Source organism: Pseudomonas sp. S35, assembly GCF_009866765.1.
Classification (GTDB): Bacteria; Pseudomonadota; Gammaproteobacteria; order Pseudomonadales; family Pseudomonadaceae; genus Aquipseudomonas.
The window spans coordinates 4,548,404-4,572,041 of record NZ_CP019431.1; the positions used below are offsets into that span (position 1 = coordinate 4,548,404).

The 23,638-nt window shown below is 61.2% G+C and carries 23 protein-coding genes; 11 read left to right on the forward strand and 12 right to left on the reverse strand.

The features are described from left to right. Positions 1–31 precede the first annotated feature (31 nt). The 3 genes from PspS35_RS20275 to PspS35_RS20285 form a co-directional block, all read right to left on the reverse strand. The gene (locus tag PspS35_RS20275; protein ID WP_159936520.1) at positions 32–562 is read right to left on the reverse strand and encodes a hypothetical protein; all 531 of its coding nucleotides are present in this window, start codon (positions 560–562) and stop codon (positions 32–34) included. Between the two features lie 41 nt (positions 563–603). Then, complete coding sequence (locus PspS35_RS20280; RefSeq protein ID WP_159936521.1) at positions 604–1,119, reverse strand: ankyrin repeat domain-containing protein; 516 nt, start codon at positions 1,117–1,119, stop codon at positions 604–606. A 96-nt stretch (positions 1,120–1,215) separates the two neighbouring features. Then, complete coding sequence (locus PspS35_RS20285) at positions 1,216–3,042, reverse strand: long-chain-acyl-CoA synthetase (protein ID WP_159936522.1); 1,827 nt, start codon at positions 3,040–3,042, stop codon at positions 1,216–1,218. A 394-nt stretch (positions 3,043–3,436) separates the two neighbouring features. Between PspS35_RS20285 and PspS35_RS20290 the strand changes: the two genes are divergently transcribed. Next, a complete protein-coding gene (locus tag PspS35_RS20290; protein ID WP_003172952.1) occupies positions 3,437–3,715 on the forward strand; it encodes a DUF3509 domain-containing protein in 279 nt (92 codons plus the stop codon). Between the two features lie 61 nt (positions 3,716–3,776). On the opposite strand, the gene PspS35_RS20295 is transcribed toward PspS35_RS20290, so the two are convergent. The 4 genes from PspS35_RS20295 to aroC form a co-directional block, all read right to left on the reverse strand. Then, entirely contained in the window at positions 3,777–4,046 is a 270-nt protein-coding gene (locus PspS35_RS20295) for a helix-turn-helix transcriptional regulator (RefSeq protein WP_159936523.1), read from the reverse strand. A 208-nt stretch (positions 4,047–4,254) separates the two neighbouring features. Beyond that, on the reverse strand, positions 4,255–4,785 hold the full coding sequence (locus PspS35_RS20300) for an acireductone dioxygenase (protein WP_159936524.1): 531 nt from the start codon (positions 4,783–4,785) through the stop codon (positions 4,255–4,257). Further along, entirely contained in the window at positions 4,782–5,948 is a 1,167-nt protein-coding gene (locus PspS35_RS20305) for an MFS transporter (RefSeq protein ID WP_174244883.1), read from the reverse strand. Before PspS35_RS20305 ends, PspS35_RS20300 begins: the two co-directional genes overlap by 4 nt. A 4-nt stretch (positions 5,949–5,952) precedes the next feature. Then, complete coding sequence (aroC, locus tag PspS35_RS20310) at positions 5,953–7,044, reverse strand: chorismate synthase (protein ID WP_159936526.1); 1,092 nt, start codon at positions 7,042–7,044, stop codon at positions 5,953–5,955. 143 nt (positions 7,045–7,187) lie between these two features. Here aroC and PspS35_RS20315 point away from each other — a divergent pair, with 143 nt between their 5' ends. Both PspS35_RS20315 and PspS35_RS20320 read left to right on the forward strand, forming a co-directional pair. Beyond that, positions 7,188–8,150: an alpha/beta fold hydrolase gene (locus PspS35_RS20315; RefSeq protein WP_159938091.1), complete on the forward strand. Its 963-nt coding sequence runs from the start codon at positions 7,188–7,190 to the stop codon at positions 8,148–8,150. Between the two features lie 99 nt (positions 8,151–8,249). Further along, positions 8,250–9,056 carry a hypothetical protein gene (locus PspS35_RS20320; protein ID WP_159936527.1) on the forward strand — a complete coding sequence of 269 codons (807 nt, stop codon included), beginning with the start codon at positions 8,250–8,252 and terminating at the stop codon, positions 9,054–9,056. An 82-nt stretch (positions 9,057–9,138) separates the two neighbouring features. On the opposite strand, the gene prmB is transcribed toward PspS35_RS20320, so the two are convergent. Then, positions 9,139–10,047 carry a 50S ribosomal protein L3 N(5)-glutamine methyltransferase gene (gene prmB / locus PspS35_RS20325; protein ID WP_159936528.1) on the reverse strand — a complete coding sequence of 303 codons (909 nt, stop codon included), beginning with the start codon at positions 10,045–10,047 and terminating at the stop codon, positions 9,139–9,141. A 239-nt stretch (positions 10,048–10,286) separates the two neighbouring features. Between prmB and PspS35_RS20330 the strand changes: the two genes are divergently transcribed. From PspS35_RS20330 to PspS35_RS20350, 5 genes are all read left to right on the forward strand, one after another. Next, a complete protein-coding gene (locus PspS35_RS20330; protein ID WP_159936529.1) occupies positions 10,287–10,877 on the forward strand; it encodes a cysteine hydrolase family protein in 591 nt (196 codons plus the stop codon). A 142-nt stretch (positions 10,878–11,019) separates the two neighbouring features. Continuing rightward, the gene (locus tag PspS35_RS20335; RefSeq protein ID WP_159936530.1) at positions 11,020–11,340 is read left to right on the forward strand and encodes a hypothetical protein; all 321 of its coding nucleotides are present in this window, start codon (positions 11,020–11,022) and stop codon (positions 11,338–11,340) included. Positions 11,341–11,414: 74 nt separating this feature from the next. Beyond that, positions 11,415–11,972, forward strand: a complete 558-nt coding sequence (locus PspS35_RS20340) for a Smr/MutS family protein (protein ID WP_159936531.1) — start codon at positions 11,415–11,417, stop codon at positions 11,970–11,972. A 78-nt stretch (positions 11,973–12,050) separates the two neighbouring features. Continuing rightward, the gene (gene folE, locus PspS35_RS20345) at positions 12,051–12,596 is read left to right on the forward strand and encodes a GTP cyclohydrolase I FolE (RefSeq protein WP_083357562.1); all 546 of its coding nucleotides are present in this window, start codon (positions 12,051–12,053) and stop codon (positions 12,594–12,596) included. A gap of 101 nt (positions 12,597–12,697) precedes the next feature. Continuing rightward, the gene (locus tag PspS35_RS20350) at positions 12,698–13,069 is read left to right on the forward strand and encodes a glutathione S-transferase N-terminal domain-containing protein (protein ID WP_159936532.1); all 372 of its coding nucleotides are present in this window, start codon (positions 12,698–12,700) and stop codon (positions 13,067–13,069) included. Positions 13,070–13,145: 76 nt separating this feature from the next. Here the strand turns inward: PspS35_RS20350 and PspS35_RS20355 are convergent, their stop codons facing one another. Together PspS35_RS20355 and PspS35_RS20360 are read right to left on the reverse strand one after the other, a co-directional pair. Further along, positions 13,146–13,748, reverse strand: a complete 603-nt coding sequence (locus tag PspS35_RS20355; RefSeq protein WP_159936533.1) for a glutathione S-transferase family protein — start codon at positions 13,746–13,748, stop codon at positions 13,146–13,148. Between the two features lie 10 nt (positions 13,749–13,758). Then, complete coding sequence (locus PspS35_RS20360; RefSeq protein WP_159936534.1) at positions 13,759–14,925, reverse strand: PLP-dependent aminotransferase family protein; 1,167 nt, start codon at positions 14,923–14,925, stop codon at positions 13,759–13,761. An 82-nt stretch (positions 14,926–15,007) separates the two neighbouring features. Here PspS35_RS20360 and PspS35_RS20365 point away from each other — a divergent pair, with 82 nt between their 5' ends. The 3 genes from PspS35_RS20365 (at position 15,008) to PspS35_RS20375 (ending at position 17,663) form a co-directional block, all read left to right on the forward strand. Continuing rightward, the gene (locus PspS35_RS20365; RefSeq protein ID WP_159936535.1) at positions 15,008–15,439 is read left to right on the forward strand and encodes a MarR family transcriptional regulator; all 432 of its coding nucleotides are present in this window, start codon (positions 15,008–15,010) and stop codon (positions 15,437–15,439) included. A 187-nt stretch (positions 15,440–15,626) separates the two neighbouring features. Continuing rightward, complete coding sequence (locus PspS35_RS20370; RefSeq protein WP_159936536.1) at positions 15,627–16,973, forward strand: NCS2 family permease; 1,347 nt, start codon at positions 15,627–15,629, stop codon at positions 16,971–16,973. A gap of 63 nt (positions 16,974–17,036) precedes the next feature. Continuing rightward, a complete protein-coding gene (locus PspS35_RS20375; RefSeq protein WP_159936537.1) occupies positions 17,037–17,663 on the forward strand; it encodes a LysE family translocator in 627 nt (208 codons plus the stop codon). A gap of 31 nt (positions 17,664–17,694) precedes the next feature. On the opposite strand, the gene PspS35_RS20380 is transcribed toward PspS35_RS20375, so the two are convergent. Together PspS35_RS20380 and uraH are read right to left on the reverse strand one after the other, a co-directional pair. Continuing rightward, positions 17,695–22,764 carry a DUF6543 domain-containing protein gene (locus PspS35_RS20380; RefSeq protein WP_159936538.1) on the reverse strand — a complete coding sequence of 1,690 codons (5,070 nt, stop codon included), beginning with the start codon at positions 22,762–22,764 and terminating at the stop codon, positions 17,695–17,697. Positions 22,765–22,919: 155 nt separating this feature from the next. Further along, on the reverse strand, positions 22,920–23,273 hold the full coding sequence (gene uraH, locus PspS35_RS20385) for a hydroxyisourate hydrolase (protein WP_159936539.1): 354 nt from the start codon (positions 23,271–23,273) through the stop codon (positions 22,920–22,922). Between the last annotated feature and the right edge of the window lie 365 nt (positions 23,274–23,638).

Sequence of the window (23,638 nt, forward strand, 5' to 3'; positions counted from 1 at the left end):
TAGTCAGCGCTGACAGGGGTTCCGTATTATTTCAGACGTGTATGGCGACCTTCAGCGCTTCCAGCGACGGCTCGGCCTTGATGCCGACTTCGGCGCACAGTTCCAGCACGCGTGGCAGGTCCTTGGCGAACACCAGAACGGCCTGGATTTCGTCATCCAACAATTGGCTGAAGTTGAGCAAGACATAGCCGCCGTCTTCCGGGCTGAGGGCACTCATTTGGATCTGGATGCGGTTCAGCGCGGTGAGGTCTTCGGTCTTGGCCAACTGCTTGGGCTTGAGGTTGAACGCCACGCCAGGGCCGAACGAGGCGACGATCTGCGCAAACAGGTCGCCATACGTGTCGGCCTGGAACAGCACGGTCTCTGGCAGGCTGCCGACCACCACCCACTCCCCCAACGGAATCGGGAAGCTGTCGTCGTAGTTGATGTCCGGGTTGGCGGCCAGAAATGCCGCAGGATCGGCGTAGGCCTGGGCGGCCTCATCGGCGATGCGCGCCACCTCGTCCTCGCCCATGACACCGGCGCTGATGTAGCTGATAAGTTCGACGAGGGCGGTTTTCATGGGGCGATCCTGTAACGGGCTGGTTTTCGAGGGCGCAAAGCCTACACCAGTTTCTGCAACCGCGCCGCCGTATCCGCCGCGCCCATAGTCTGCGCCGCCGCCAGCGCCGTGGCGCCTTGGGCATCGGTGGTCTTGGGGCTGGCGCCCTGGCCCAGCAGGTAGTCGAGCATCTCGAGGCGGTTGAACATCGCCGCCATCATCAGCGCCGTGCGTCCGTCAGACGATGCCGCTTCCACCGGCGTACCGCCTTCGATCAGTGCCTTGACCACGTCCAGGCTGCCCTTGAACGCCGCGCCGGCAATCGGCAACTGGTTCTTGTCGTTGGCGATCAGTGGATCGGCCTTGAACTCCAGCAGCACTTTTACCGCCTCGGCGTGGCCGTGGTAGGCCGCGAGCATCAGCAGGGTGTCGCCATTGTGGTTGCGAAAGTTCGCCGGCAAGCCTTTGGCCAGCAACGCAGCGAGCATGGCCGCGTCGCCGCGGCGGGCCACGTCGAAGACTTGCTCGGCAAATTCGGCGGCTTCGTCTTCGGTCATTTGTTTAGGCTGGTTGGACATGTGGGGCTCCTCATCTGATGCTTTATATGGCGCCCAGTGTCGCGAGGGAGTTCCCACCTGTCATGGCTTTTTTGTCAAAAGCCCCCATAGGCACAATCAATAGCGGAACTGGCCGCCCTGGATTTGCGCCAGCAATTGCCCGGTGACCGGCACATAGCAGTCCGACCCCGGCAGCCAGGCATACACCGGGTCATTGCCGGCCTTGTCGGGATCATAGGCTTCCTCCTTGAGTTTGACTTTCTGGTACTTGAAGGTGCCCGTCGTCTCCATCTTCACCTTGATCCGCAGGAACAACGGCACCGCATAGGCGGGCAACTGGCCGTGGGCGAATTGCAGCAGTTCGCGCATGTCCAGTGCAGCCAGGGATTCGCTCGGCGTGATGGCGACCATGCCCGCGCGGCCATTGGTGTTTTCGATCTCAACGCCATAGGCCACCACCTCGGCGATCTGCGGGTGTTGCAGCAGGACGTTCTCGACCTCGGTGGTGGAGACGTTTTCACCCTTCCAGCGGTAGGTGTCCCCCAGGCGATCGACAAATTGCGCATGACCGAAGCCAATGCTGCGCAACAAGTCGCCGGTATTGAAGTAGCGGTCACCTTTTTCAAACACGTCGGCGAGCACCACCCTGCGGTTCTTTTCCGGGTCGGTGTAGCCGTCGAAGGGCGACTTTTCATCGATCCTGGCCAGCAACAGGCCCTGCCCGCCCGTGGGCACTTTGCGCATGAAGCCATCACGGCCACGCTGCGGCTCGCCGCCTTCGTGGTCGTAGTCCACCAGGGCCCAATGCTGCAGGCAAAAGCCGATGGTGTTGTCGAAATTCAGTACGTTGGTAAAGCCGATATTGCCGTCGCTGGCCGCGTACAGCTCGCAGATATGCTCGACGCCGTAGCGCGCCTTGAACTGCGCCCACACGCCCGGGCGCAGGCCATTGCCGACCATCTTGGTCACGCGGTTGTCACGGTCGTTTTCGCCATGCGGCTGGTCGAGCAGGTAACGGCACAGTTCACCGACATAACCGAGGGTGGTTGCGTTGAATCTGCGTGCATCGTCCCAGAACTGGCTGGCGCTGAACTTGCGGCGAATGGCAAACCCCGACGCCCCGACAATCGCCGAGCCCCAGCACACACACAACCCGGTGGCGTGGTACAGCGGCAAGGTGCAATACAGGACATCGTCCGGGCCCATGTCCAGGGCGATACTGCCAAAGCTCACAGCGGTCTTGGTCCAGCGGCCATGTTTCATGATCCCGGCTTTGGGCAGGCCCGTAGTGCCGGAGGTGTAGATATAGAAACACGGGTCGTTGAAGAAGATCTGCGCGGTGCTGGCCGGGTTGTCTACCGGGCACTCGGCGCTGACTGCCAACAGGTCGATATAGCCTTGGGGCACCGTACTGGACGACTGATCCGCGACGAACCAGCTCCGCTGCGCCGGGATTTGCACCTGATCACGCACCGCGTCGTAGGCGCTGACCAGTTCGGCGCCCACCACAATCGCCACCGGGCTCACCAGGTTCAGACTGTGCACCAGCGCCGCCTGGGTTTGCGCAGTATTGAGCATCGCGCAGATCCCCCCAAGCTTGGCCACGGCCAACACGTTAAGGAGGAGTTCAGGGCGGTTTTCGATAAACAGTGCCACTACATCGCCCTTGCCGATGCCTTGGGCGTGCAGGTGGTGGGCGATTCGGTTGGCGCGCTGGTTGGCGTCGGTGTAACTGAGCACCTGATCGCCATACAGCAATGCCTTACCGTCGGGGTTGCGCAGGGTCGCCTGCTCAAAGTGCCATCCCAACCCGCACGGCTGCGCGGGGTCGGTGACATTGGCAGCGCGCATACCGCGTACCACGCGTGGCAGGGCCCGAACAATGGTGGGCACCTTACTCAGCAACTTGCCCCAGGTGATCATGTCGTTCTGCGGATGGCTCATGGAGGAACGTCCTTTTTCTTATTTTTCGTCTGATCCAGAAAACACCGGTACTTCCGTAGGCGGAAGTCGAATGCCTTGCAGGAAAATACGTCAGCCGTTCTTCAGCTGTACACGCGGGATTTGAAAAGTTTTGTATCCCAGCCGACACCGCCGAAAAAAGGAATTTAGCGGCGCCGCAGCAGTCATTATGGATAACGGCGCGACCCTCACAGCCCGGTGAGTAGCGCAAAATGCAGGATGCATGATGGCCATTCATGCAAAATGCACGAAACCAAAAATACGGATATTTATTAAGCAATTGATTTATAACGATATTTTTTCACATCCCTAGCTGGCACAATCACTGCACCTATCACTCCATGCTTGCCAACTTGAGCCAACGGAGCTGATAGACATGAGCCTGATCCAAGATAAATTCGCTTCAGTATTCTCCAACTACGACGTCACCACCCAGCCACGTCCAGACGGTGGCATCCTGTTGACCCTGCGCAACAGCGAAGGCAAACAGGTCAAGCGCTCGATTTCCTACCAACAGTTGCACACCGCCGACCAATTGACCTGGGTCATCAGCGCCATTCGCCGTGACCTGGCCGAACAAGCCAGTGAACTGCCACAAATTTCCATGCTGCAAAGCCAGAACCGCTTTGCACTGCCGACCTATCATTCGGCTTAAATACAACCGCATAAAAAAGGGCCGCGACGCCGTTGAGCGTCGCGGCCCTTTTTTATGCGGCTCACCATAGGTCCAGGCGCGCCGCTTCATTCATGGCTTGCACGCGATTGGTCACGTCAAGTTTGCAGTAGATATTGCGCAGGTGGAATTTGACAGTGGCTTCGGACGTGGCGCGAATCTGACTGATCTCCCAGACGGTCTTTCCCTCCGAGGCCCAACGCAGAATTTCCAACTCCGCCGGGGTCAGGGGCTTGCCCGACAAACTCAGCCGCCTTCTGGCGGCGGTGGATACGCAAAACGGCGGCGGACTCAGCTCCTCTGAGGCATTCATGACACTCACTCCTTTTTTGGCTGACGCCCTATCACCCTTCGGATTCGTCCTATTGACAGGTGATATAAACGTCGGGCCGCAGAGAGTTACATAACCAATGGAATCCGTGAGTAGGGCCAGCAAGAAACAGCCAAGCCCTACAAATGCTTAAGCCTATTCCCACAGCAAGTTCCAACATGCCGGGGTTGAAGATTTTGGATAATTGGGCTCAGTCATCCAAACCTGGAAATTCGTTGGCAATAGCGTCGCCGGTCAGCTCAGGCACCCAGCCTTTTGCCGAGTTGAATAACCGCAACGCCACAAAGTGCGGGTTCTCACCCATATCAAACCAGTGCGCCATGCCCGCGGGGATGACCAGCAGGTCGTTTTTCTCACAGCGCACGGCATACACGTAGTCGCCAATGTGCAGGGAAAACAGGCCTTGGCCCGCGATGAAAAACCGCGCGTCATCGTCGCAGTAGCGGCGCTCCTTGAGGAACTGCGCACGCAGTTCGGCTTTCTGTAAGTGATCATGGCTAACACTGAGCACTTCCACGTGACCGTAGCCGAGGCCGTCGATCTGTGCCTGGTAAGCCGCGATCATTGCCGCGTCGCTGGCGCCCTTCTCGATCAGGCTGGGCTGCCAACGCTCGAACCGCACGCCGTGCTCGGCCAGGGTGGCGGCGATGTCGTCGCCATGGGTCAGCACCTTGTTCGGGGTAGACGGCGTAGCAACGGGGTAGACGGCGACATAACTCATTGAAGGGTTCCTTGGTTCTGCTCGTGCAATCGAAGGCCAATGATAACGGCAGCGGCCAGGGCGGCGACGCTGGCAATACTAAAGGTGAAGGTCGGCCCCAACAGGTTCCAGCTGTAGCCGGAATACAGCGCGCCCAGCGCACCGCCAGTGCCGGCCAGGGCGGCGTACAGCGCCTGGCCCTGGCCTTGTTGTTTATCGCCAAAGCTGCGTTGCACAAAGGCAATCGCCGCGGCGTGAAAGCTGCCGAACGTGGCGGCGTGCATGACCTGCGCCAACAGCAAGACCCACAGGAATTCGGCAAACGAGCCCAGCAGCAACCAGCGCAGCGCCGCCAACAAAAAGCTGGCCAGCAATACCCGGCGCACCGAGAAACGCGTGAGGATACGGCTCATGCCCAGGAACATCAGCACTTCGGCCACCACCCCCAGCGCCCACAGCATCCCGATCACGCCCCGGCTGTAACCGAGGTGTTCGAGGTGCAGTGTCAGGAAGGTGTAATACGGGCCGTGGCTCATTTGCATCAGTGCTACGCAGGCGTAAAACGCCAATACGCCAGGACTGCGCAACTGTTTGAGGAACCCGTCACCCGCCAGGCGATTGCCCTGGGTGGCCGGCTGCGCATTCGGTACCCACAGGCTGGCGCCGATGATACCGGCCATGATCACCACCACCACGACCGGATAGATGTCCAGGCTCAGCCAGTCGAACAGCCGGCCCATGACCACCACGGTAAGAATAAAACCGATGGAGCCCCATAGACGCACCTGGCTGTAGCGCGATGTCTGTGTTTGCAGGTGCGCCAGGGTGATCACTTCAAACTGCGGCAGCACCGCGTGCCAGAAGAACGCATGCAGGGCCATCACCAGGGCCAGCCAGGCGTAGGTCTTGCTGACGAAAATCAACGAAAAACTGACCAGGGTACACACCGCGCCAAAACGCACGATGGCCAGGCGGCGGCCGGTGTAATCGCCCAGCCAGCCCCACAGATTGGGCGCCACGCAGCGCATCAGCATGGGGATGGCCACCAGCTCGCCGATACGCGCGCTGGAGAAGCCCAGATGATCGAAGTACAGCGCCAGGAACGGCGCCGTCGCCCCGAGCAGGGCGAAGTAGAACAGGTAGAAGCTAGAGAGGCGCCAATAAGGAAGGGCTGTCACAACCAGCCCGTCACAGCTGGCCCAGTACCGGGGTGTTCACCTGCACATCGGCATTCTGCCCACGGTTGCGCAGCAAGTGGTCCATCAACACGATGGCCATCATCGCCTCGGCAATCGGCGTGGCACGGATGCCGACGCACGGGTCGTGGCGCCCCTTGGTGATCACGTCCACCGGGTTGCCATGCACGTCGATCGAACGGCCGGGAGTGGTGATGCTCGACGTGGCCTTGAGCGCCAGGTGCGCAACGATCGGCTGGCCGGAGGAAATGCCCCCCAGGATGCCGCCAGCGTTGTTGCTGAGAAAACCTTGCGGGGTCATCTCATCGCGATGCTCGGTGCCGCGCTGGGACACGCAGGCAAACCCGGCGCCGATTTCCACGCCTTTTACCGCGTTGATGCTCATCAGCGCGTGGGCCAGTTCAGCATCGAGACGGTCGAAGATCGGCTCGCCCAGGCCTGGTTTCACACCTTCGGCGACCACGGTGATCTTGGCGCCGACGGAATCCTGGTCGCGACGCAACTGGTCCATGTACGCCTCCAGCTCTGGCACCTTGTCCGGGTCAGGACAGAAAAAAGCGTTGTCTTGCACGCTGTCCCAGGTCTTGAACGGGATTTCAATCGGGCCCAACTGGCTCATGTAGCCACGGATCACGATGCCCTGGGTGGCCAGGTACTTCTTGGCGATGGCACCGGCGGCCACGCGCATCGCGGTTTCGCGTGCCGAGCTGCGGCCACCGCCACGGTAGTCGCGCTCGCCGTATTTGTGGTGATAGGTGTAGTCGGCATGGGCCGGGCGGAACAGGTCCTTGATCGCCGAGTAGTCCTTGGACTTCTGGTCGGTGTTGCGGATCAGCAGCCCGATGGCGCAACCGGTGGTGCGACCTTCGAACACGCCGGAGAGGATCTCGACTTCGTCGGGCTCCTGGCGCTGGGTGGTGTGGCGGCTGGTGCCGGGCTTGCGGCGGTCCAGGTCACGCTGCAGGTCTTCCAGGGACAGCGCCAGGCCGGGCGGGCAGCCGTCGACAATGGCGACCAACGCCGGGCCATGGCTTTCGCCCGCGGTGGTGACAGTGAACAGCTTGCCGAAGGTATTGCCGGACATGCAGGGCGCTCCGTGAAATCAGTTGAATCAAGTCAACCGTAATAACTTAAGGCGGCCAGTATACGCAGGCTAACCGACTAGTTCATCCTCGAAACCTTACCGGTCGACATGGGTCCAACCGGCACTCCCCGGATAATGGCACGATAATGCTGCGAGCTTTACTGTTCACCCTCACGCTCTTGACTACCCTGGCCCACGCCGCCTCCCCCGTCGTACTGCAACGGCCCATCAGCCTGGACACCGGCAGCGGCAAGCTGTTTGGCTCGCTGCTGCTGCCCCAATCCGACAACCCCGTGCCCGTTGTGTTGATCATCGCCGGCTCCGGCCCCACCGACCGCAATGGCAACAGTACCGACGGCGCGCGCAACGACAGCCTCAAGCGCCTGGCCTGGGTACTGGCCCGGCATAACATCGCCAGCGTGCGCTATGACAAACGCGGTGTAGCCGCCAGCCTGGCCGCCACACCCGACGAGCGCAACCTCACCTTGGACGCCTACGTCGCCGACGCGGTGGCCTGGGGCAAATTGCTCAAGGCCGACAAACGCATGGGCCCGTTGATCGTACTGGGCCACAGCGAAGGTGCCTTGGTGGCGGCCCTCGCCGCCCCGCAACTCGACCCGGCGGGCGTCATTTCCCTGTCCGGCAGCGCCCGCCCGGTAGACCAGGTGATCCGCCAGCAACTGGCCGATCACCTGCCCCCTGCCCTGCTGCTGCGCAGCAATGAGATCCTCGATCACCTCAAGGCCGGTCAGGTGGATGCGGATGTGCCTGGCCCGCTGCAGGCTATTTTCCGACCCAGCGTGCAGCCTTACCTGATCAGCTTGTTTCGCGCCGACCCGTCAGCGGCCTTTGCCAGACTGCGCATGCCGGCGTTGATCGTTCAGGGCACTAACGATATTCAGGTCGGTGTCGGTGACGCCCAGCAACTGAAAAGGGCCAAGCCCGATGCCGAACTGACGGTGATCGAAGGCATGAACCACGTGATGCGCATCGTGCCCAACGACGTCAAGCAACAACTGGCCTCCTACAATGACCCGCAATTACCCCTCGCCGCCGAGTTGGGCAACCGCGTGGTGCGCTTTATCGACGGACTTCAACCCCGTTAAGCGACAATTTGCCTCCAGTCCTGGAAAGAACGGCCGATAAGCCCAGTGTCGACAGCAAAAAGACTGTCGGCTGGCTGGGCTTGGACAGGATCGCGCCGCATGACAACCACTGAAGCAACACCAGAACCGACCGCCGACACCCCGGCTGAAAAAACCGAGGCCGTCGATACGGCGCCGTTGCCGTGGGCGGATGTCCAGGCCGAACATTTCAAGATGCTGCGCCTGGCCCCGCTGGCCACTGACCGCGCCACCGGCGTGCGGCCGTTGCGGTTCGTGCAATTCGGTTATGCCGAGCGCAATGACCCACACCTCAGCCTGTTGCGTATGGTCATCCAACTGCCCGGCCAGCGTGTGCGCCGCGAGCAGAACCATTTGGATATCTGGGTCGACCACGATAAACATCGTGTGCACTTCGGCCCCGGCAACAGCCTGGAGATCGAACCGGCCAACCGCGGTATCGGGCGTTTCCTCGTGGCCCAAGGGGCGGCGTGGGCGAAAAAGAAGTGGTCGCACTATCGCGTCGACGGCGTGGACCTGGCCAACAAGGACGCGCTCAACGAAGCCACGCGGCTGCGCCGCGATCACTTCCTGCGGGTCCATGGTTTTGATGTGGCCTATGCGGATGTGCAGCACCTCAAGGGCAACGTGCAACCGGGCAAGGTCGGCGATGTGCTGGAGAACTGGAACACCGAGAAGGTGCAGTTCGTGGAGATTCTCGAAGCCGCGCAGATGCTGCAACAGGCCGAACAGAACCTGCTGGAACAGGAAGTGAAGCTGCGCAAGGAAGAGGAAAAGGTCACCAAGTTCAAGCGTGAGGACAGCGGTTTGCGCTTTACCATCACCTGTCTGGTGGCGTTTACGGTGTTTCAGGCAGGGTTGCTGATCTGGATTGCCACGCACCGCTAGCCGTTTGAAATGCGATCTTTGTGGGAGGGGCAAGTCGAATCGTCGCACCGCCCCTGCCACATTTTTAACTGTGTTCCTGCCGTTAAACCTTGGCGGCGAAGACTGCCTGATGTTCGCGGCACTGCTCGGCCGTGAGCATGAACACACCATGCCCGCCGCGCTTGAATTCGAGCCAGGCAAAGTCCACTTGCGGGTACAGTGCCTCGACGTGCACTTGGCTGTTGCCCACTTCCACAATCAGCAAACCTTTCTCGGTCAGGTGGTCCGCCGCTTCGGCGAGCATCCGACGCACCAGGTTCAAACCGTCATCGCCACAGGCCAGGCCCAGTTCTGGCTCGTGCTGGTACTCGTCCGGCATGTCGGCGAAGTCTTCGGCGTCCACATACGGCGGGTTTGACACGATCAGGTCAAAGCGCTGGCCCGGCAGGCCGTCGAAGCCATCGCCCTGCACGGTGTAGACGCGCTCGTCGGCGCCGTGGCGCTCGATGTTCTGGTTCGCCACTTCCAAGGCTTCGAAGGACAAGTCGCCCAGCACCACTTCAGCGTCCTGGAACTCGTAGGCACAGGCAATGCCGATGCAGCCGGAACCCGTGCACAGGTCAAGAATGCGCGCCGGCGGCTGGGCCAGCCAGGGTTCGAAGCGGTTTTCGATCAGCTCGCCAATGGGGGAGCGCGGAACCAGCACGCGCTCGTCGACGATAAACGACATGCCGCAGAACCACGCCTCGCCCAGCAGGTACGCGGTGGGCACGCGCTCGTGGATACGGCGATGCAGCAACCGCTGCACATGGGAAACTTCCTCTTCTTCCAGGTTGCAGTCCAGGTAGCTGTCGGCAATTTCCCACGGCAGGTTCAAGGCGCCGAGTACCAATTGCCGGGCTTCGTCCCAGGCATTGTCAGTGCCGTGGCCAAAAAACAGGTCTTCCCCATGGAAACGGCTGACAGCCCAACGGATATGGTCGCGCAAGGTGCGCAGGCGGGAAGTGATCACGGGGCAGACTCCTGGAAAAAACGACTGGCGATTCTAACAGCCTTCGCCTGTACCGACGATGTACGAAACTCCCATTGCCGTACGTCGGATTTCATCCAATTTGCCATCATTGTGTTAAACACGACCATCCCTTGACATGGCTGCACGTCAACAACGGCGTACCTTACGATAGTAGCGATTCACAGAACCGCTCAGCCAGTGGACAATGTCGCAAAAGCCCCACTCACAGGAGCCCCAGAATGTCCGTTCCAAAGACGATGTTTCAACTCAGCGGTCGTGGTTACGCAGCTGCCAACCTTGCCCATGCGACCCTCGTGATCATCGACGCCCAGAAGGAATACCTCAGCGGTCCACTCGCCCTCTCGGGCATGGACACGGCGGTCGACCATATCAAGCAGCTGGTGACATCGGCGCGCAACGCTGGCCGTCCGATCGTGCATGTGCGCCACCTGGGAACGGTCGGCGGCATGTTCGACCCTCAGGGCGAACGCGGTGAGTTCATTCCCGGCCTTGAACCTGAAGGCGACGAGACCATTATCGAGAAGCTGCTGCCCAGCGCCTTTCATGGCACCGGCCTGGAGAAACGCCTGCAAGACCTCGGCTCCCTGGACCTGATCGTCTGCGGTTTCATGAGCCATTCCAGCGTCAGCACCACCGTGCGCGCCGCCAAGAACCTGGGCTTTCGCTGCACCCTGGTGGAAGACGCCTGCGCCACCCGCGACCTGCCTTACAAAGACGGCATCCTGAGTGCCGAGCACGTACAGCAGACCGAAATGGCCATCATGGCTGACAACTTCGCCACCCTCGCGTTGACCAAAGACCTGATCTGATCGCCCTTCTGATGAGCGGTGCGGCAGTGTTTATTGCCCCGCTCATCCGCTAAACCCTTTCATTTGGCGCATTTACCTCTGGCACCGGAACAACCTGTGTATCTTCCGGTCGAAGGGCCGATACCCTGGAGGAAAGGTCGGAATGAAGATATCCGATGGTTTTGATGCTCGTCGCTTGCGCCCCAAGGGCCCGAGCAACTGGCGTCTGCGCCTGGTGGCCGGCATTGCCGCGCTGCTGGCGATTGTAGGTCTGTTGCTCGCAGGCGCGGGTGGCGCCGGTTTGTTTGGTCATTCGCCGGCCCTTGGCGAACTGAATGCCAGCCCGGGTGGTTCAGCGCTCCTGTTGGGCATCGGCTTGCTGGTGCTGTGGCTGGGCATTTGGTTATGGCGTCGTAGCCGTCGGAAAATGCGCCAGCCGTTGTCACTGAACATCGCTGCGCACCTGATGAAAAAGCACGACTGATGGCGCTTGGATAGCGTTTCCTACGCCCGGCTGCCGCGAATTAGGTAAACTGCCCGCCCTTCGCGGAGGCCGACATGCAAGACGACGATTTTTCCCTGTTCAAAAACGAGCTGCGCGGCGTCAAGCCGATCAAGCACGATCGCGCCGAGACCGGCAAACCCAAAGCCGACCGGGCGCAGATCGCCAAGCTGCGCCAGGCCGCGACCGTGCGCACCGACGCCACCACCGTGGATGGTCTGTCGGACCAGTTTGTCATCGACGTCGGCCCCGAAGACGAGCTGATGTGGGCCCGCGACGGTGTGCAGGAAAGCCAGATGCGCAAGCTCAAGGCCGGCCAGATCCCGTTCGAAGGCAGCCTCGACCTGCACGGCATGACCGTAGAGAAAGCCCGGGAAACCCTGTGGGCCTTCCTCGCCGAAGCCACCAAATTCGAAATCCGCTGCGCGCGCGTCACCCACGGCAAGGCTGTGCGCCTGGACGGCAAGCGACCGATGATCAAAAGCCACGTCAACACCTGGCTGCGCCAGCATGCCCAAGTGCTCGGCTTTACCTCGTGCCAGGCCCGCCACGGCGGCGCGGGGGCGGTGTATGTGATGCTCAAGCGGACGATGATGGAGGGGCGGGACGAGTAACAAGTGCCATCGTCAGGCTTGCAGCGATGTGTCCGCCACCGTAACCTTGCGCTTTGCGAAAATCCCACAGGTAGTTTCATGTCCCTGGAACAGAATTACACAGAGATTCTCGGCCAACTCGGCGAGGACGTCTCCCGCGAGGGTCTGCTCGACACGCCAAAGCGTGCCGCCAAGGCGATGCAGTACCTCTGCCGCGGTTATGAGCAGACGCTCGAAGAAGTCACCAATGGCGCCTTGTTCAGCTCCGACAACAGCGAAATGGTGCTGGTCAAGGACATCGAGTTGTACTCGCTGTGCGAACACCACCTGCTGCCGTTTATCGGCAAGGCCCACGTCGCGTATATCCCGAGCGGCAAAGTGCTGGGCCTGTCGAAGGTCGCGCGGATTGTCGACATGTATGCGCGCCGCTTGCAGATCCAGGAAAACCTCAGCCGCCAGATCGCCGATGCCGTAATGCAGGTGACCGGCGCCCTGGGCGTGGCCGTGGTGATCGAGGCCAAGCACATGTGCATGATGATGCGCGGTGTCGAGAAACAGAATTCGTCGATGATCACTTCGGTGATGCTGGGTGAGTTCCGCGAAAACGCGGCCACCCGCAGCGAGTTCCTCAGCCTGATCAAGTAACCGGCCGAGCAGCAAAAAACCGGCGTTCATCGCCGGTTTTTTTTCGCCTGCAGAAATCAGGTAAGCTGCGCCCCCTCAGTCATGGGCAAGAGGTTTCAGCCATGTTCGTCAAAGCACTTCGAGTGGGCCTCGGCCACGTCATCATCGCGGGCGACTTCCTTACCCGCCCACGTAAAAAGCAGCGCCCCGCCGAGCAACAAGCCAAGGTGAACGAGGCGGCCAAGGATTTGACCCTGTATCAATTCCACGCCTGCCCGTTCTGCGTGAAGACCCGCCGCACCCTGCACCGCCTGAATGTGCCGGTGGCGTTGAAGGACGCGAAGCACAACGAGCAGGATCGCCAGACCCTGCTGGAGCAAGGTGGCAAGATCAAGGTGCCGTGCCTGCGCATCGAAGAGAATGGCCAGACCACCTGGATGTATGACTCCAAGGTGATCATCGATTACCTGGACAAGCGCTTCGCCGCGATCTGACAGACCTGTGCAGATTAAATGTGGGAGAGGGCAAGCCCTAAGGCAAGCCCCCTCCCACATTTTTTGACCGCGGTGATCAGTCGAGCATGGCCACATGCTTGGGATGGCTCGCCACGCGCTGCAACCACGCCTGCACGGCCGGGTACGGCGTCAAATCAAAACCACCTTCGTGAGCCACGTGGGTGTAGGCATACAACGCGATGTCGGCAATCGAATACTGCTCACCCACCAGGTAAGGCGTGGTTTGCAACTGGCGCTCCATCACCTTCAACGCCTTGTAACCGCCCTTGTGGGTGGTCTTGTATTCCTCAAGGCGATCCTCGGGCATGTTCAGGTAAAACTGGATAAACCGCGCCACCGCAATATACGGCTCGTGGCTGTATTGCTCGAAGAACTGCCATTGCAGCACTTGGGTGCGCAGGCGCGGCTCGGTCGGCAAGAACTCGCTGCCGTCGGCGAGGAAGTTGAGAATCGCGTTGGACTCCCACAGGCACGTGCCGTCCTCCAACTCCAGCACAGGGATCTTGCCGTTGGGGTTCTTGGCCAGGAACTCGGGAGTTTCGGTACCGCCGTTGAGGATGTCGACATCCACCCATTGGTAAGGGATGCCGAGCAGGTTGAGCATCAATTTGATCTTGTAGCAGTTGCCCGACTTGTAATCGCCATAAACCTTGTACATGGGGCTCCCCTTATGCCGCTTGCGCGTGCTGTGCTTGACGGACCACCGAGGCCAGGCGCTTGAGGCCTTCGTCCAGGCGGGCCGGGTCGATATGGCTGAAATTGAGGCGCAACGAGCCCAGGTGTTGATCTGGCTCGGCAAAGAACGGCTCACCGGGCATGAACGCGACGTTCTGCTCCAGCGCTTGGGCCAATAAGGTGCGGGTGTCCAGCGGCTGTTTCAAGGCCAGCCAGAAGAATAATCCGCCCTGGGGCACTTGCCAGTCGGCCAGGTCGCCGAAATGACGCTCAAGTGCGGCCTGGAACGCGTCGCGGCGCTGGCGGTAAAAGCTACGCAGTTCCACCAGGTGCTGTTGGTATTTTTCGCTGCCGATCCATTGCATCGCCTGCCACTGGCCGACGCGGTTGGTGTGCAGGTCTGCCGATTGCTTGAGCTTGAGCAAGTGCGCGAACAGGTCCGGGCTGGCGATCAGGTAGCCGACCCGCAGGCCGGGCAACAAGGTCTTGGACACGGTGCCGGTGTAGATCCAGCTGGCCTTCTGCAAGCGGCTGACGATGGGCCGCGCGCTGGCGCCGTCGAAGGTCAGTTCACGGTAGGGTTCGTCTTCGATCAGCGTCACGCCGAACTCATCGAGCAACGCCGCCACGGCGTCACGCTTGGCCTCGCTGTAGCGCACGGCCGACGGGTTCTGGAAGGTCGGGATCAGGTAGATGAACGCCGGGCGATGGTGCTCAAGCTTGGCACGCAGCGCGGCCACGTCGGGGCCGTCAGCTTCCAGTTGCACGGTGAGGCACTCGGCGCCGAACAACTGGAAGATCTGCAACGCCGCCAGGTAGGTCGGACCTTCCAGCAAAACCTGCGTGCCTTTGTCGATGTACAGCTTGGCCGCCAGGTCCAGGGTTTGCTGGGAGCCACTGACCACCAACACCTGACTGGCCTGGCACGGCACGCCCAATGCCCGCGCTTCGGCGGCCAGCAATTCACGCAGCTGTGGCTCGCCTTCGCTCATGCCGTATTGGCCGATGTTCAGCGGCAGGTCGTCCCAGTTCAACGCGGGCAACATGGCTTCGGCCGGCAGGCCACCGGCGAACGACATCACTTCCGGGCGCTGGGCCGCCGCAAGGATTTCACGGATCAAAGAGCTTTTAAGGCGCGTAACACGTTCAGAGAAGGCCATGGAGTTCACCGCTAGCGAAGGCTGTAGGAAATACGTCAAACTGGTTGACCGAAATTACGATGACTTGAATGGATACGTCAATATGCTTGACCTTAAAAACCAGACCAGTCAGCAGCAGGCCATGGAAGCGTTCTTCTTCGGCTACCAGGCCTTTACCGCCAAAGCCGACGAAATGCTCGAACGCCGAGGCCTGAGCCGGGTGCACCAGCGCATCGTGTTTTTTATCGCGCGCTACCCGGCCTTGAGCGTCAAGCAACTGCTGGAATTACTCGGCGTGAGCAAGCAAGCGCTGAATATGCCGCTGCGCCAACTGCAGGAAATGCACCTGGTGGACAGCGTTGCCTGCGAGACCGACAAGCGCAAACGCCTGTTGGAATTGACCGAAGAAGGGCTGCGTTTTGAGCAGTCACTGCGCCGTGAACAGGTCAAACTGCTACAGCGCGCGTTCAATGAAGCCGGGGAAGAAGCGGTGGCCGGATGGCTGGCGGTCAACCAGGCACTGAGTGCCCATTAGCCTTTCATCGAGTTTTGAGTACATAATCAAAAACATTATTTGCTTTATTTGTATACAAAAGCATAAATTCGCTGCGTGCGAGTTCCTGACCTAACAGTCAACAAACCCGCCAGTACCTCAAAGCGCTGTTGCCCACTCATGTGACCGGCGCTGGAAATAACAATAAAACTCTTGAGGAGTACTCGCTGTGGATAGCCGCAAAACCGAAGCCCCTACGCTGGACCTGGCCACGCCGCAAGGCGGTTGGCTGGAACGCCTGTTCAAACTGCGTTTGCATGGCACCACAGTGAAGACCGAGTTGATCGCCGGCCTCACCACCTTCATCACGATGGCCTACATCATCTTCGTCAACCCCAACATCATGGCCGACGCCGGCATCGATCACGGTGCGGCCTTTGTCGCCACCTGTATCGCCGCCGCCCTAGGTTGCCTGCTGATGGGCCTGTACGCCAACTGGCCGGTGGGCCTGGCACCGGGCATGGGCTTGAACGCGTTTTTCACCTATACCGTGGTCGGCACCATGGGCTACAACTGGGAGACCGCCTTGGGTGCGGTGTTTATCTCCGGTGTGCTGTTCATGATCCTCACGCTGTCGCGCATCCGCGAATGGCTGCTCAACAGCATCCCGGTCAGCCTGCGCCACGCGATGGGCGCGGGCGTCGGTTTGTTCCTGGGCGTGATCGGCCTGAAGACCGCCGGCATCATCGTCGACAGCCCGGCCACCTTGATCAAGCTAGGCTCACTGCATGAGCCTGCCCCGCTGCTGGCGGCCATCTGCTTTCTGCTGATCGCGATCCTCAGCTACCACCGCGTCTTTGGCGCGATCCTGCTCAGCATCATCGCCGTGACCCTGGCCGGCTGGGGCCTGGGCCTGGTGCAGTACCAGGGCATTGTCGCCAGCCCGCCAAGCCTGGCCCCGACCTGGATGGCGATGGACGTGATGGGCGTGTTCAACGTCAGCATGATCAGCGTGGTGTTTGCGTTCCTGTTCGTGCATATGTTCGACACCGCCGGCACCCTGATGGGCGTGGCCCAGCGCGCCGGGCTGGTGAACGCCGACGGCAAGATCGAAAACCTGTCCCGCGCCCTGAAAGCCGACAGTGCTTCCAGCGTGTTCGGTGCGATGGTCGGCGTGCCGCCGGTGACCAGTTATGTGGAAAGCGCTGCAGGCGTGGCCGCCGGTGGGCGCACCGGGCTGACCGCCGTCACCGTGGGCGTGCTGTTTGTGGCTGCGATGTTCTTTGCGCCGCTGGCCGGCATGATCCCGGCGTACGCTACGGCGGGCGCGTTGATCTATGTCGCGATGCTGATGATGAGCGGCATGGCGCATATCGAGTGGGACGAAGCCACCGACAGCATTCCGGCGATTGTCACCATGATCATGATGCCGCTGACCTTCTCGGTCGCCGACGGCATCGCCCTGGGCTTTATCACCTATGTGGCGCTCAAGGCCGGCACGGGCAAGCACAAGGAAATTTCCGTGAGCCTGTGGGCGTTGTGCGCGATTTTCATCGCCAAGTTTGTCTTCCTGTAACCGCGGAAGTGGCGAACACCGCCTCGCCTTCGGGCGGGGCTTTTGCATGAATGGAGGAATGGAATGAGTGTGGAAACCTGGCTGCTGTTCAGCGGCGCTGCCTTGATCGTGATCCTGATCCCAGGCCCGTTGTCATTGCTGATGATCAGCAACAGCCTCAACTACGGCCTGCGCCGTTCATACCCGGCGTTTCTCGGCGGGGTGTTTGCCTCGATCTGCCTGTTGAGCGCCTCGGCCCTGGGCCTGGGCGCACTGTTGCTGGCCTCGGAGCAGTTGTTCAGCGCCTTGAAGATCGTCGGCGCACTGTACCTGTTCTACCTCGCCTGGCAGAGCTGGCAGCAGTCGCGCCTGCCGGCCCGTGGCGCGGAGGTTCCGCAGGCAGCGCCCGTGCCGCGCTTTCGCGCGTTGTTTGGCCGGGCCTTTGTGCTGGGCGCCAGCAACCCCAAGGACATCCTGTTTTTTGCCGCGTTCCTGCCGCAGTTCCTCAGCAGCCAGCAGCCGTTCCTGCCGCAGTTGCTGATCATGATCGCCACCTGGACCGTGCTCGACCTGTTGTGCAAGCTGGCCTACGGCCTGGGTGCCCACGGTGCCGCGCGCTACCTGCGCAGCGGCAAAGGCCAGAGCTGGTTCAACCGCATCAGCGCCGGGCTGTTCAGTGGTGCGGGCGCGGCCTCGCTATTGAGCCGCTGAGCCAGCCCGCCCCGACGCGGGTGCGTCGGGGTCAGTCCAACCCGGCCACGCGGCTGAAAAACACCGTGAACGTCGACCCGCGCGTGTCCTGCTGAATGCCCCCCACCAGCCGGACCAGGCGACGTTCTTTGATGGCCTTCTTGACGGTTTCGTATTGCACACTGCGTTGGCTGCCCCGGCTGGCGAGCTTGCGGTCGAACCACACGTCAGATAACTGCAAGATCCTATTGGACGACAACGGAATGCTGCTCGAATCCGTCCAACGCGTAAGGATGAAATATACGTTGTTGGATTTAGGGTGCGTGACGATAAAGTTGTTCAGGTCGCCGCGATTGCCCTTGGGCACCGTTTCCAGGTGAAACCCCTGACGCTCCAACACCTGCCTGACTGCATTCTGAGCAACGATGATCTTGCTTGAGGCCGGCGCTGTGCGCTTGTCCAGCAGACGCGGCTCCAGCCTGAAAGGCACCAGGAAGTCCACCCGCTCAAACCCAGGCCCTAAGCCATCTACGCTGATATTCACACTGAACTTGCCCTCTAACTCGATCGGCCGGAGCATTTTCAGCAAGTCATCGGTGTACCCCGCCGCTCGCGGCACGGCGGGCAGCCAATCGTCGAGCGTGGTGCGCAGGTTCAACAACCTCGTCGCCGTCATCGAGCGGCTGCTGTCGGCCACTTCCACCAGACGCTGCACGGCGAAACGCCGACTCCCCTGGGTCAGGCCTGGAAAAACAGCCCCGACCGACTCCGCCAAGGGGCGATTGAACAGGGGTTGATGAGGCGTCCAGCGGCCGTCTGCGCCATAGACGAAGGGAATGGGCTGTTCACCCAGACTGACGCCCAACCAGCGGTCAAGGTCATCCATTGCGTTATGGGCCAGGGCCCTGGGGCTTTTTACAAAGACCACATCATGGGGCGCGTGCAGGCCACCGGGCACTATCTCGAAGTAGTTCTCCCCCAGCTTCACGGCATCGAAAGGCGCCTCGCCATACACCCGGTACAAGCGTTTGGACGCCGACAACACCTGCGGCGAGACTCCAGGCAGCTCGTGCCCCCAGGCCTGCCAATAGCTCTCGGTCAACACCGGCTGGCTGCGTACGCGCTCCGCCGTCGGGCGTGAGCGAACAGCCCAGAACGTGCCGGGTGCAGGCCGCTCCCAGGGCCGGAACAACGCCGTACTGGGCCCCGGCTGCGGTTCGGGAGCATCGGCGCCCAGCAGCCACTGTCGAGGTTCGTCGATCTGCAGCAGCCATTCATTTTCTCCTGGGCGTTGTCGGTTTTTCAGACGCAAAGCAGACTCACCCGGCCGACGATAAACGGGATAGTGGTCCCTGCCGTCCACCACAAATTGTTCGCCATCCTTGAGGTAGCTGCCTTTGTTGCGCCCGCCTAGCGCGATGCCATCGCCTGCTGCGCTCGGACTGCGGTAGCCTTCCAAGCCCTTGAACCGTTTGGCGGGCAATGAGGTACGCATGAAAAAACTGCCGCCGGCCGCCAAGTGCTGCTGACGATGCAGCCTTTGCAAGACGCGGCTCATATTGGGCGCCTGCGGCTTGGCGCCGGCTCGGGAACCCCGCACGGGGAGCAACGTCATGGCCACTTCGAGCACGAACATATGCACGCTGGTCACCAACTCGAAAATTCCTTCAGGTGAATGCTGCTGATGAAGCCGCCGCGCAGCCAATAACACTTCATACAGCTTGATCCCCAACCCCAGCACCGGCACGAATGACAACAGCCCTCGCCACCGTGCATCGGCCTGCTCGCCGAGACGCCACGCGCGGTACACCTTCAATTCGTCATCGGAGTTGCACTGGCTATAAGCCTGGCGCTGCGCCGTCAATACGCGGGAGTGGGCCAGTAGCTCAAGCAGGTGATTGCCCTCGGTGGGAGTGATGCCTAACCAATTGTCTGGGGAATGAGTGCGCTGCTCGTCAATTTCCGCCTCAATCGCACTCAAGTCTTTGGCCGGAAACACTCGACTGCGGTTGAACCAGCGCGCCAGATGAAACACGTCGGAACCCAGGGCATAACGGAGCAGCCCTTCCATCCAACCGACCTCAACACGCAGGTCGTTCGGGTACCCCGCGAGGCCATCAGCCTCCCACCCCGGGGCAACCCCTTGGGCCATCGCAGCCTTCGCGCCCGGCGTCGAGGCCAGCCCGATCAACGCCGTGCGGGCCTCTGCCAGGCCGCTGTATTCGGTAATGCTCGGTTGTTCAGGGCTGTCAGGCCAATACAGCACGCAGCGATCATCCACCTCGTCAATGATCACCACCACGCCGGCGATATGCCGTGGCGCCGGCAGTGTCAGCGCCTCCAGCCTGACCGTGCACAACTGCACGCTGTGGCCGTCACGCTCAAGATCGGCACGGCTCTGCGCCGCCAATGCCAGCGCGAACAAACGCTGGCCGGGGGCGCTCAGGCCACTGTTGGCGGCGCTGAACAGATGCCACTGCGCCGCCTGCCTGAACGCACGCAGCAATGCTGGTCGCAGGGTCTGTGGATCGTCGCTGTGGGGGTCGCCATAAAACGCCTGGCGAATCTGTTGGGCATAGCGCTGTGCGAGGTCCAGCCTCGATAGCGTGGCCAGCAAGTAGTCGGGGCTGAGGCGATCCTTCCAGGCTGGCTGCAGATAATGGGCCTTCTGCAGCCGCCAACGTGCCCAGGGCGCTTTCGCATCAAGGTTATGCAACGCCAATTGCAACAGGCTGTAGGTCTGCCGCTCCTGGCTGACCACGATTTTCGCGCCGGACTCCCCCACCGCCCGCTCTGGATGCCCCACCCAATGGGCGCTGACATCATCGGGCATGTCCAACAGCGGCTGGTCAATATCCAACCCAGGGTAAAAACCGTCATCTTGCAGCCGCTTGATCAACGCGTCGCGGGCAAACACCGTCAGTGCCGGCAAACGCTCGAATACGCCTGACTCCAGCGTCTGCCAACTGCGCAGGGATGACGCCTGTAGGCGCCGATAACGCTTGCGCGGCCAAGCCTGCGCGGTCTCCAGCCAGGCTGGAAGCCGCTTGCGCTCGGCAGCGGCAAGCCGCAGTAGTTGCACGTTGGCGAGGGCCTGTTCAAACGCCTCGCAAGGTGGCACCTGCAGACTGTTGACCGCCTCATCCGCCAGCGCCAGCCTGGCGAACGACGGATCACTGACTTCGCTGAACACGGGCTCGCCGGCCGCCAACAGATGGTCGAGCTGATTGAAGCCCTTGATCTGCTCTTTGATCGCCAGCAGCAAGCCGTCGCCGTCGATCTGCGGATACTCGACGCTCACCGGCTCGTCGACCTTCAACGCTCGGACCTTGGCCAGGACGGCACTGCGCTGGGTACGATGCAGACAATCCCACAGCGGCGAACGGTCGATCGCCTTGAAGCTGGCGCTGAGTGCTTCGGACAACCTTGCCAGCGATGCAAACGCCTGAAGCCCTCCTTGCCGTCCAGGCACATACAACATCACCGGTTGCTGGACGGCCTCAGCCGTGCAGATAACCAGCGCGCCCAGCAGGCGCTGGTGTTCAATCACAACCCCCGTTACCCGCGTGGCGCCGGGCTTGACCATGCCCTGCGCGACCTGTTGCTGCTGGCCCTCGCTGATCAATTTAAGGTGGCACTGCAACCGTGCCTCACTCTCGAGCGCGCCGCGCCGGGCCCGCAATAACAGGACGCCCCTGGGCGGTTGCCCCGCGACTTTACGACTCCAGAAATCCAGGTCGCCAAGGCTTGCTTCATGCGCCTCCAGCATCGCCAATGCCTGGGATTGATGGGTTTGCCATTGCTGATGCAGCACCTGCATCTGCGCCCAGGCTGGGGTCTCCTGGCTGGCATCGGCAGGGTCCAGCAGCGCCAACAAGCCTTGCTCATAACGCGCCACCGTCTGTTCACAGGCACCCTTGGGCAGCTCGCGGGCCAGGCTGGCAAAGTGGATGTGATCACGACATCGGTGTGCGTCCCAGCCCAGCAAAGTCTCCAGCGCTCGATGCAAGGACGGACGCAGCGGGATCAACTGCCGCCGCTGCCGCTCAACCGTGCGTAAGCGCTCGACGAGGCTGCCGTGGGTACCGCGGATGGCGTCCCGGGGAAACAACAAGGCCAGGTTGACCTGCGCCACGGTGTCCCATTCGTTTTGCCATTGGGTGGCGAGTAAAGCGTCGGCGGCCTGTTGCAGTGCATCGTCTTCAATGGGGTCTGCCGGCTGCAGGCTGAACCCGGGAAATTCAGCAACGAACAGGTCCGGCACCGCGTGTCGTTGACGCAGCGGCAAACGCTGCCACCAGCCGTCCAGGTGGCGACTGACCAATGCCGGCAACGCCTCCTGCAATTGGACCAAGGAGCCGAATTCGTGAAATCCCTGGGCCAACCCCGGTAGAAAAATCACTTGGCGCTGATGACGCTGGCCCGCACGGTACAGGTGCAACCCGCCGCTCACGGCCACGGGCGTCGCGCCTTTCAGTGGCCAGTACAGCGACGATACGTTCAAGCTCGCCCAGTCGCCGCCCGCCCGTTGGCGCGCTTCGGCCGTCGGCGCGTCGAGCAGGCTTTGCACCATGTCCAGGCCATGATCCGACAACTCGAACACGCCATGGGCGAGTACGGCCTGGCTCGCAAGAAAGGCCTGATACAACTCATGCCAGCGGGCTCGCCTTGATCGCCATGAGTCTGCGGCCAGGCCGTCCCAGTAGCGGGCCATTACGGTGTCGAAGCGACTGGGCCAGTCCGGCCCTAGGGCTTGGCTCAGCGCCTGCCCGGCCCGATCATCCGGGACGGGGGCCGGGGGCGTCTGCTGCCGCGCCGCCAGTAGCCCAAGGCTGGCCTCAACCAAGTCCTGCGTGTGGGGCATGCCCTCAAGCGCCAGGGGCACCTTGAGCAACTGGGTGTCGGGGTCGACACCGAATGCGTCGCGCAAGGCCTGGCGAATGATCGAGCCAATCCGTGGCGCACGGTCGAGCAACTGCCCAAGGCCCTTGGCCGTGACCTCGCAGCGCAGGCCCGCATTGTGCAGTTCATTGATGACCCGGCTCGGTTGCGCCGTTGCGTTGATACGCCGGGTCAACCCGGCTCTGATGGGGTCCAACTGATTGTCCGTTACCGTGCTCATGTCGCCTCCCTGTATATGGAAGGAAAAGGCTAGGCAACGGACGGACCACTGCGGCGCTACATAGTTGAGCGCAAAACCGGCAGGCAAAAAAAAGCCCGCAGTGTGCGCGGGCGAAACCAACGAAGAGCTTTGGGGGTGTGAAGCGAGGTGACGGCTCAGCTACCGCGATAGGTGGAGTAGCTGTAAGGCGAAATCAGCAGGGGCACGTGGTAGTGATCCTGTTCGGCACTGATGCCAAAACGCAGTACGACGACATCGAGGAACGCCGGTTCCGGCAGTTGTACGCCACGGGCACGGTAGTAATCGCCGGCGCTGAACTGCAATTGGTAGACGCCACTGCGGTAATCGTCGCCTTGCAGCAGCGGTGCGTCGCAACGGCCATCGCTGTTGGTCAGGGCACTGGCAACCAGCTCAAGCTGTGTGCCTTCGACGCGGTACAGTTCAACCTGGATGGCGCTGCCAGGGCAGCCGTGGGCGGCGTCGAGTACGTGCGTGGTCAGTCGTCCCATGGAACGGGGCTCCCTTGAGTGAAGTGAAATAGGCCGCACCTTTACAGGGCATGCAAAAGCCGGCGTTAGGCTGATTAAGACACTTTTAATAAAAATTGTACACAATAAAAATCACAAAGTTTCACGCATCACTTCAAGCAGCGATCCTGGCACCAATTTCCTGACAAGCCTTGCTTTTAAACGACCTTTGATCCATTTACTGACCATATGGGCAAGTTTCTTGCAATGCTAAGCTGTGGCAACCGTCTGGAAAAAATGCAGAAATACAGGCTTACAAAGTGACCATCAAGTTGTATACAATCAGCCCATCGCTGTGACGCCACCAGGTTTTTGCGCCGGCCGCCACACACTTGCTACCACGAACA